Here is a 9,658-nt window from a genome sequence, read left to right on the forward strand (position 1 = left end):
GGGCTACGGGGAGTACAAGAAGAAGCTCCTGGAGGCCTTCCACACGACCTTCGGACCGGCCCGTCAGCGGTACGCCGAGCTGGCGGGCGACCCGGCGGAGCTGGAGCGCATCCTCCAGGATGGCGCCCAGCGGGCCCGCCAGGAGGCCTCCGTCCTGATGGACAAGGTCCGGCGCGCGGTGGGCATCCCATGAGGTTCCGGGCCTGAACGGGTGTTTACCGCCGTTTGTTTGACCCACCTGGGACCCACTGTTAAGGAGGTGTGTCCCCCGGTTCGCGCTCGAATCACGCGAATCCGGGCCCTTGCGTGATGACCAGCAGCCACCGACAGCCAGAAGGGCCGCCAGGAACACGCCGGTGAGTGACGGCCGCCCGACATCGGCCGATGAAGGCCTCGGCGAAGGCGCCCCGCCCCGGACCCCGGCGGACGCCTTCCGCGTCGCGCTGCCCAACTTCGAGGGTCCGCTCGACCTGCTGCTCCATCTCATCAAGGAGCACCGGGTCGACATCTTCGACATCCCCCTGGCGCTCATCACCGAGAAGTACCTGGAGCACCTGGAGCGGATGCGGGAGATCAACCTGGACATCGCCGGGGAGTTCCTGGTGATGGCGTCCACGTTGGCCCACCTGAAGAGCCGCATGCTGCTGCCCCGCCAGGACGCGGTGGCGGTGCCCGAGGGCGGCGAGGCCCTGGCGGCGGTGGAGGAGCCCGAGGACCCGCGCGCGGAGCTGGTCCGGCGGCTGCTCGAGTACCAGAAGTACAAGGACGCCGCCGAGCACATGGCCCGCCAGGACATCCTGGGCCGGGACGTGTTCGCGCGCAGCGTCCCGGTGGAGGCGGTGCCCATCCCCGAGGAGGAGGTGGGCCTGCAGGAGTTCAGCGTCCTCAAGCTCATCGAGGCGCTGGACCGGGTGCTGGAGCGGCTGACGCCCAAGGTCCAGCACGAGGTGGTCCGGGAGAAGATCACCCTCTCCGAGGCCATCCTGCGCATCGTCGGGCGGCTGCGTCCCCAGGGACAGGTCCTCTTCGAGAGCCTGTTCAACGAGGAGGACACGCCCACCCGCCAGGAGATTGTCGTTACCTTCCTGGCGGTTCTGGAAATGGTGAAACGCCGGCTCATCCGTGTGGTACAGGACGAGCCGCTCGGGCCCATCCTGTTGTTGCCCAACGGGGATGCCCTGGAGCGGCTGGCCCCCACGGAGGTCGACGAGAGTGACTACCGGTAGGAAAGGCTCCCGAGGCGGAGACGGCGAGGAGTCCGCCGCGTCCGGAGGGCCGAGCCCCTTCTCCGAGGAGGAGCTGGCGGCCGTCACGGGCCCCGGCCCGGCGGACGAGCTGGACGAGGTGGAAGCGGCGGCCATCGAGGAGGACTCCGAGTCCACGCCCGACCTGGAGACCTCGTTCGAGAAGCTGGTCTCCAAGAGCCGCAAGCTGTCGCAGGACCGCGTCCGGACGGTCATCGAGAGCGTGCTCTTCGTGGCGGAGCGCCCGCTGTCCGTGGACGAGCTGTATCAGGCGACCGGCATCGAGCAGACGCTCATCGCCGAGGCGCTCAACCAGCTGTCCGGCATCCACCGGGACGGCATCAGCGGCATCGTCCTGTACGAGGTGGCCGGCGGCTGGCAGTTCCGCACGGACCCCCACTCGGGCGAGTACGTCCGGCGCTACCTGCGCGTGAAGCCCCAGCGGCTCACCCGGGCGGCGGTGGAGACCCTGGCCATCATCGCGTACCGGCAGCCGGTGACCCGGCCCGAGCTGGAGGACATCCGCGGCGTGGATTGCGGCGCCGTGCTCAAGGCGTTGATCGACCGCAAGCTGGTGAAGATCCTCGGCAAGCGCGAGGAGGTGGGGCGACCCATCCTCTATGGCACTACGCGTGAATTCCTGGAGTTCTTCGCCCTGAAGGACCTGTCGGCGTTGCCCACGCTGCGGGAATTCCACGAGCTCACGCAGGAGCATCGCGAAATCGTGGAGAAAGAAGTACGACCCGCACCGGCAGCGGCGGGGACGGTGGAAGCACTCTCCGACCCGGGATTCACGAAGCGGATGGAGAAGAGCGCGGCGGCGAGCGAGGCCGCGCTGGAGGACCTGGAGGAAGCCATGGCGGCGGCTGACCAGATACAGAAGGCCAGCTCCAGTGTCCTGGACAAAGCCCCCAAGCCCGAGACGGGCCCCGAGGGGCAGAAGCCCGAGTGACGGGCAGCAAGTGAAGGGGAAGTAATGGCGGCCGAACGACTACAGAAGTACCTGGCCCGCGCGGGAGTTGCTTCGCGCCGGCACGCAGAAGAGCTGATCACCGCGGGCCGCGTGGCGGTGAACAACACGACGGTGACGGAGCTGGGAAGCCGGGTGGAGCCGGGGACGGACCTGGTCTCCGTGGATGGCAAGCTCGTCACGCCGCCGGACGAATCGTCCTACTTCCTGCTCTACAAGCCCGTGGGCGTGGTGACCACGCTGTCGGACCCCCAGGGGCGCCCGACGGTGGCGAACTACGTGGAGGAGACGGGCAAGCGCCTGTTCCCCGTGGGCCGGCTGGACTACGACGCCGAGGGAGCGCTGCTGTTCACGGATGATGGCGCGCTGGCGCACAAGCTGACGCACCCGAGCTTCCAGGTGCCTCGCACGTATCTGGCGAAGGTGAAGGGCCAGCCCGACGCGCCGACGCTGGAGAAGCTGCGCGGCGGCGTGCGGCTGGAGGACGGCATGGCCACGCCGGTGTCGGTGGGCGTGTTCGAGGCCGCCGAGAAGAACACGTGGTTGAAGATCGTCGTGGCGGAGGGCCGTCCGCACCTCATCAAGCGGCTGTGCGCGGCCGTGGGTCACCCGGTGGTGCGCCTGTTCCGTCCGGCCTACGCGGGCGTGGGTGTGGAGGGCTTGCGTCCGGGTGAGCTGCGTCCGCTGAAGAAGGCGGAGGTCGAGCTGCTCAACGAGGTGGCCGACGGGAAGGCGTCGCCTCCGTCGTCGGACCTGCGGCTGCCGCCTCGGCGCCATGGTCGCGCGGCGCCGGGCTTCGATGAGGCGGACGAGGACGAGCTGGCCATGGATGATGACGCGGCGCCGGTGCGCCGCAAGCCCGCGGCCCGTGCGGAGCGGAAGCCGGCGGGTGAGGGTGGCTCGGGGCTCGCGCGCTTCGGCCGGGACCGTGCGGGCGCGGGCCGTCCGGCTCGCAAGGAGTTCGGGAGCGGGGATGCTCCGCGCTCGCGTGGACCGCGCGCGGAGGGAGGACCGTCGCGCTTCGCGCGTCCCGCTCGGAAGGAGTGGGGCGAGGGTGCTCGCGGTGAGGGGCGTCCGGCGCGCAAGACGTTCGGCGGTGACGAGAGTCGCCCGGCTCGCAAGCCCTTCGGCGCCGGTGGCGAGGATCGTCCGGCCCGTAGGTCTTTTGGCAGTGACGAGGGTCGCCCGGCTCGCAAGCCCTTCGGCGCCGGTGGCGAGGATCGTCCGGCCCGTAGGTCTTTTGGCAGTGACGAGAGTCGCCCGGCTCGCAAGTCCTTCGGCAGTGACGAGGGTCGTCCGGCTCGCAGGTCCTTCGGCGCCGGTGGCGAGGATCGTCCGGCCCGTAGGTCTTTTGGCAGTGACGAGAGTCGCCCGGCTCGCAAGTCCTTCGGCAGTGACGAGGGTCGTCCGGCTCGCAAGCCCTTCGGCGCCGGTGGTGCGGATCGTCCGGCTCGCAAGACGTTCGGCAGTGACGAGGGTCGTCCGGCTCGCAGGTCCTTCGGCGCCGGTGGTGCGGAGCGCCCGGCTCGCAAGACGTTCGGCAGTGACGAGGGTCGTCCGGCTCGTAAGTCCTTTGGAGCGGGCAGCGAGGATCGTCCGGTTCGTAAGTCCTTCGGCGCCAGTGGCGAGGATCGGCCTACCCGGAAGCCCTTCGGCGCCGGCGGCACAGATCGCCCTGCACGTAAGTCCTTCGGCGCCGGTGGCGAGGATCGTCCGGCCCGTAGGTCTTTTGGCAGTGACGAGGGTCGCCCGGCTCGCAAGTCCTTCGGCGCCGGTGGCGAGGATCGTCCGGCTCGTAAGACGTTCGGCAGTGACGAGGGTCGTCCGGCTCGCAGGTCCTTCGGCGCCGGTGGCGAGGATCGTCCGGCTCGCAGGTCCTTCGGCGCCGGTGGTGCGGATCGTCCAGCTCGCAAGACGTTCGGCAGTGACGAGGGTCGTCCGGCTCGTAAGTCCTTCGGCGCCGGTGACGAGGATCGTCCTCGGGGTCCCCGCGGCGCGGGAGGCACGGGACAGGCCCGGTTCGGTCGTGGCGGCAGCTCCGCCAGCGGCGAAGGCCGTCCCCGCTTCGGGGGTGCTCGGAGCGAGGGTGGCCCGGCGCGTCGTTCGTTCGGCGACAAGGGCCCTCCGCGAGGCCGCGGCAGCTTCGGCGCGAAGCCCGGCGGCAGGAGCCCCAAGGGAGCAGGCGGCGAGGGGAAGAGCTGGGCCCCCTACGACGACCGTGGCGCTCCCCGTGAGCGGGTCGTCCGCGCGGGCGCCCGAGGGGCCGCGCCTACGGGCGGTCGCAAGTCCGAGGGCTTCCAGGACTGGGGAAAGAAGAAGGAATCGGGCTCCAAGCCCCGCTGGAGCGCTCAGGCTCCGCGCGGCGGCCGGTCCGGCGGACCTTCCAAGGGACCTCGCCGGCCTCGCTGAGGACCACACGGCGGATTGGGCGACAAAGGGGGTGTTGATATAACCCCCCGCGACTTTTCCACCGTTTCCCTCCGCGGAGACCGATGCGAACCGGCGCACGCCCCTACATCCTCATGCTGGCCCTGGTCCTCGGTTGCAACGGGAGCCGGGACCAGCTCCTCGCAGACCTCCAGAGTCCTCGACCGGAGGTCCGCGCCCTGGCGGTGAAGAAGCTCGCCGGACAGGGCAATCCCGATGACCTGATCCTCTTCACCCGCGCGGCCAAGGACCTGGCATCCATCGTCCGCGCGGAGGCGGCCGTCGCGCTCGGCGAGAGTCAGGATCCTCGCGTCGTCGACCTGCTGGGCGAGCTGCTCGAGGACTCCGACGAGGAGGTCCAGGGCCGCGCGGCCATGGCGCTCTCCAAGGTGCGCAACGACAAGGCCAAGGCCTACCTCACGCTCCAGTACGGGCGCCGGGGGCGCACCACCCGCCAGGTCATCGTCCAGGCCCTCAAGAACGCCAATGTGCCGGGCGCCATGGCGGAAGTCGTGGCCGCCGAGGCCAAGGGCCAGTGGGACCGCAACCTCCTCACGCTCACCGAAGGCGAGCTCCCCGAGCGCGTCGGCGCCGCCGAGGAGCTGGGCAAGAGCGGTCGTCCCGAGGCCGTGAATCGGCTCCTGCCCCTGGTCCGAGACAGCCAGGTCATCCTCGCCGCCGCCGCCGTGCGTGGCCTGGGCGACGCGGGGGACAAGCGGGCCGTGGGCGACATCGCGCTGCTGCTCGACGAGAGCTTCCCGGAGCTGCGCGAGTCCGCCATCATCGCGCTGAGCAAGCTGCAGGACCCCGCCGCCGCGCCGCGCCTCCAGGCCGTGGCCGTGGAGAAGAGCGCGGTGAGCCCGATGGCCATCGACGCCATCCTGTCCTTCCCGCGCACGCCGGAGACCGACACCGCGCTGTGCGCCGTCGCGCTCGATGGTGCCCCGTCCGACGCGCTCGCGGCGGCCCTGGCGATGCGCACCCGCGGCGGCTGCCCGTTGGACCCCATCGGCGAGCGCCTGGCGCGCCCCACCACCGCCGCGAGCGGGCTCCAGGCCGTGGCCGGGCTCGGGCCCGTGGCCCAGCCGCTGCTCGCGAAGGTGACGCCGTGGCTCAACCAGAACGATGCCACGCTGCGCATGCTCGCGGTGGACGCCGTGGCCGCGGTGGGCGACGCGTCCGTCGTGCCCCAGCTCCAGAAGCTCTACGAGCAGGAGGCCAAGGGGCTGGAGGCGCTGCGCTCGGACTGGGTCACCCAGAAGCTCCCCGAGACGTACGGCGCCGGGTTCGACCCGTCCGCCACGACCTCCCCGCACGTCGCGGCCTCGCCGAATGACGAGCGCGCGTCCCGCCACGCCTCGCTCTTCGAGCGGGTGAAGGCGCTCAACGCGCAGCGGGCCAAGGACGCGGGCCGCACCGTGGTCAAGCCCCGCGTGCCCAGCGAGCTGTTCGACGACGTGGAGGCCGAGCGGCTCGTCCCGCTGGCGACGCTGATTCGCGCGCTGGGGACCCTGCGCGCGCCGGGCGCCCTGGAGCTGCTCAAGGGATACAGCCAGGACCCGAGCATCCCCCTGCGCACGGCGGCGCTCGTGGGCCTGACGCGCCTGGGCGCCGAGGGCGTGGCCGTGGCTCGCGAGGGAATCTTCGAGCCCGAGAGGGATCTCCAGAAGACGCTGGCGCACGCGCTCGCCGAGTCGGGCGAGGCGGGGCAGGTGGCCTTGCTGGAGGCGCTGCCGAAGATGGGCGGCGAGAAGCTGCTCGTGCTGGACGCGCTGGCGAAGGGCCCCGGGGTGCCGGCGTCGGCGTCGGCGGTGCTCCAGGGCGTGGTGAAGGAGGGTGGGCCGGAGGCGGCGCTCGCGGCGGTGGTGCTCGCGCGCATCCAGGCGAAGGACGCGGTGCCCACGCTCATCAAGGCGCTCGACGAGACCAACAGCGTGGCGAGGCGCGACGTGCTGCTGGCGCTCGGGACGATCGGGGATGCACAGGCGGCCGACGTGGTGGCGAGGGACTTGTTCCACGACCTGCCGGAGATTCGCGCGGCGGCGGCCACGGCGCTCAAGCGCATGGGCGCGACGACGCACTCGGAGTTCCTCGATGCGCTCAAGAGCGACTACTTCCGGACCGTGCGTGACGCGGCGGGCGCGGCGCTGGCGAAGGGGGGCACGGCTTCGGAGGGGGCTCGGTAATGGAAGCACGCAAGCTCAAGGACAGCGCCGCCGCGGCCTTCACCAAGGGGCGCTTCTCCAAGGCCGCCGAGCTGTACGAGGACTTCTGCAAGCTCGACCCCAAGGACCACCAGTCGCGCCTGCGCATGGGTGACGCCTGGGCGAAGGCAGGGGAGCGCGAGCGCGCCGTCGCCGCCTACCAGTCCGCCGCCGAGGGCTTCGCGAAGGAGGGCTTCCTCCCGCGCGCCATCGCCGCGAGCAAGCTCATCCTCGAGCTGGACCCGAGCCACCAGGGCGTCCAGCAGATGCTGGCGAACCTCTATGCGCGCCGAGGCACGCCCGTGGGCGCAAGGGCCCGAGGGCCCATGGGCAGCGCGCTCTCCGCGCCGCCGCCGCCCGAGCGCCCCGCGCCGTCCCCGCAGCCGGTGTCGGGCGACGCATCGGAAGGACTCGAGCTCTCCGTCGAGACGTCCTCCACGACCTCCAGCTCGGAGGAGGTCGTCGTCCATTCCGTGAGCGTGGGGCAGGAAGCCGAGCCCACCACTCACGATGACGAGGCACTGTCCTCGCAGGTCGAGCCGTCGAGCACCGGATGGGTCGAAGCGGGCCTCTCCCCCTCGAGCACCGTTGCCGTGGCGCGGGCTTCGATGGCACCGGCGCCCTCCACGAGCACCGCCTCCGAGGATGAAGGCTTCGACGTCGTCGTGGGCGAGCCCGAGCCGGGTGCGCCCCCCACGGCGAGCACACTGCCTCCAGGACTCGCGCCGCGCACCACGCAGCGAATCACGCCTCCCTCGGCACCTGTGCCCGCGGCGAAGTCCCCAGTGAGCGGGAAGTGGAAGGCGTTGTCCTCGCCCATCGGCGATGCACAGGCGATGGAGCCCGGCCTCCCGCCGACGCCCACGGTCATCGACCCGCCCTCGGCGCCTCCGGGCCTGCGCCCGCGCCGCGCGGAGGTCACGCCCCCCGCGGGCGCCACCGCCGTCCCGTTCCGCGAGGTGTCCCGCGAGCTGGGCGCATCGCTGCGCGCGGTGACGCCGCGCCCGTCGTCCTTCACCGAGCTGGAGCTCGAAGCGGACTCCCTGCTGCACGCCGTGGAGCTCGCGGCCCAGGCCGGTCTGAATCAGCGTGCCGGGAGGGCCGCCGTCACCGACGAGGAGGAGGTCTTCAGCCTCACCGAGGAGGTCATCACCGACGCGCCCTCTCTGGACGCGCTGCCGACCATCCCGCTGTTCTCGGACCTGCCTCGCGACGCCTTCATCGAGCTGTTCGAGCGCTGCCCGCTGCGCCGCTTCAGCGCGGGGGAGCGCATCATCGAGCAGGGCAGCCACGGCGATGCCTTCTACGTCATCTGCGAGGGCCGGGCCCGCGTCTTCCGGATGGACGCCGGGCGCCGCGTGGAGCTCGCGGTGCTCGAGGGCGGCGCGTTCTTCGGCGAGATGGCCATCCTCTCCGGAGCGCCGCGCACCGCCTCCGTGGAGGCCGCCTCCGAGGACACGCAGCTGTTGGAGATCTCCGCGCCCGTCCTGGCCTCGCTCTCCCGGAGCCATCCGCAGGTGGCCGCGGCCCTGAAGAAGTTCGTGCGCCAGCGTCTGCTCACCAACGTGATGAACACCTCCGCGCTCTTCCGGCCCTTCAACCGGAAGGACCGGCGCACGCTGGTGGAGCGCTTCCGCGCCCGCGACGTCGAGCGCGGTGACGTCATCATCCGCGACGGGGACCAGACGGATGGGCTCTACGTCCTGCTCTCGGGCGAGGTGGAGGTGCACAAGGACGGGCACCTGCTCACGCGGCTGAAGGAGGGAGACCTCTTCGGCGAAATCTCCCTGCTCCAGAAGACCCCCGCCACGGCCACCGTGACCGCGGGGCGCCACACCACGCTCCTGCGACTGCCGCGCGCCGACTTCGACGCGCTCATCTCCAGCCACCCTCAAATCCTGGTGCTCATCTCCGAGCTGAGCGACGAGCGCCTCCGCCGCACGGAGCAGGTGCTCGGCGTGGAGGCCCCGGGCGGCGACGAGGACCTCATCCTCGTCTGAGCCGGGCCTCGTCCCTCAGCGCACCTTCGCGAGGTAGTCGTCGCGGGTGACGAGGCCCCGCGTCTCCAGGAGCTCCAGCATGGCGCGCAGCGAGCGCGCCTGCTGCGCCACCATGCGCTCCAGGTCCGTCACCTTCTGGGTGAGGGCCTCCACCTGCTGCGTGAGCTCACCCTCCCGGACGGACGACGGGCCCGACGCGCGCGGGGCGGGCATCAGCTCCACGGCCGACTCGGACGGAGGCGCCAGCTCGAAGGTCTGCTCGTCGATTCCGAACGCCAGCGGCGACGCCGTCGTGGAGGTGATCTCCCCATGGTAGTGGCGGCGGATGGCCCGCTCGATGGACGAGGCCGCGGCCACCACCACCTGGAGCCGCTGGCCCGTGTGGAACGCCAGCTCCTGGAGCGACTCCACGTTCGTCGGGTCCGACGTGGCCACCGTGAGCAGCTTGCTCGACGGCTCGTAGGCGGTGGGGAACACCGTGTAGCGCTCGGCGATGTCCACGCGCAGCGCCTGCATCGCCGGAGCCGAAGGCGTCAGGGCATCCAGGTCCACCGTGGGGATGGCGAGCTGGCGCGACAGGGCGTGCACCATGGAGCTCTCGTCCACGAAGCGCATCTGCACCAGCGTGAGGCCCAGGCGGCCTCCCCACTTGCGTTGCTCGGCCAGCGCGGAGCGAAGCTGGGTCTCGGTCAGGAGACCCGCATCCATGAGGATTTCCCCGAGCCGGCGCTTACGGCCGGGGGGAGGGGGTGCCACGGAGGAAGGATTCACGCGCGGGAGCATACCAGCGGACGGCTCGGGGAAATCCTCATG

6 protein-coding genes and 1 pseudogene are annotated in these 9,658 nt (G+C 71.3%); 6 read left to right on the top strand and 1 reads right to left on the bottom strand.

Annotated features, from left to right (window positions below; translation table 11 throughout):
• The 6 genes and pseudogenes from FL311_RS44455 to FL311_RS37215 all read left to right on the top strand — a co-directional run.
• Window positions 1–193, top strand: a pseudogene (locus tag FL311_RS44455) (tryptophan--tRNA ligase); the annotation flags it as partial.
• 163 nt (window positions 194–356) lie between these two features.
• Entirely contained in the window at window positions 357–1,226 is an 870-nt protein-coding gene (locus FL311_RS37195; protein ID WP_141332429.1) for a ScpA family protein, read from the top strand.
• Window positions 1,213–2,196, top strand: a complete 984-nt coding sequence (gene scpB / locus FL311_RS37200; RefSeq protein ID WP_141332430.1) for an SMC-Scp complex subunit ScpB — start codon at window positions 1,213–1,215, stop codon at window positions 2,194–2,196. Before FL311_RS37195 ends, scpB begins: the two co-directional genes overlap by 14 nt.
• Window positions 2,197–2,220: 24 nt before the next feature.
• Window positions 2,221–4,623 (top strand): pseudouridine synthase, encoded by a 2,403-nt coding sequence (locus tag FL311_RS37205; RefSeq protein ID WP_141332431.1) that lies wholly within the window; start codon window positions 2,221–2,223, stop codon window positions 4,621–4,623.
• Between the two features lie 83 nt (window positions 4,624–4,706).
• On the top strand, window positions 4,707–6,827 hold the full coding sequence (locus FL311_RS37210; protein ID WP_141332432.1) for a HEAT repeat domain-containing protein: 2,121 nt from the start codon (window positions 4,707–4,709) through the stop codon (window positions 6,825–6,827).
• Window positions 6,827–8,845, top strand: a complete 2,019-nt coding sequence (locus FL311_RS37215) for a cyclic nucleotide-binding domain-containing protein (protein WP_141332433.1) — start codon at window positions 6,827–6,829, stop codon at window positions 8,843–8,845. The genes FL311_RS37210 and FL311_RS37215 overlap by 1 nt, the downstream gene beginning before the upstream one ends.
• A gap of 15 nt (window positions 8,846–8,860) precedes the next feature.
• Here the strand turns inward: FL311_RS37215 and FL311_RS37220 are convergent, their stop codons facing one another.
• Window positions 8,861–9,553 (bottom strand): general secretion pathway protein GspE, encoded by a 693-nt coding sequence (locus FL311_RS37220; protein ID WP_141332434.1) that lies wholly within the window; start codon window positions 9,551–9,553, stop codon window positions 8,861–8,863.
• Between the last annotated feature and the right edge of the window lie 105 nt (window positions 9,554–9,658).

This window comes from Myxococcus sp. AB025B, from assembly GCF_006518215.1.
Classification (GTDB): Bacteria; Myxococcota; Myxococcia; order Myxococcales; family Myxococcaceae; genus Myxococcus; species Myxococcus fulvus.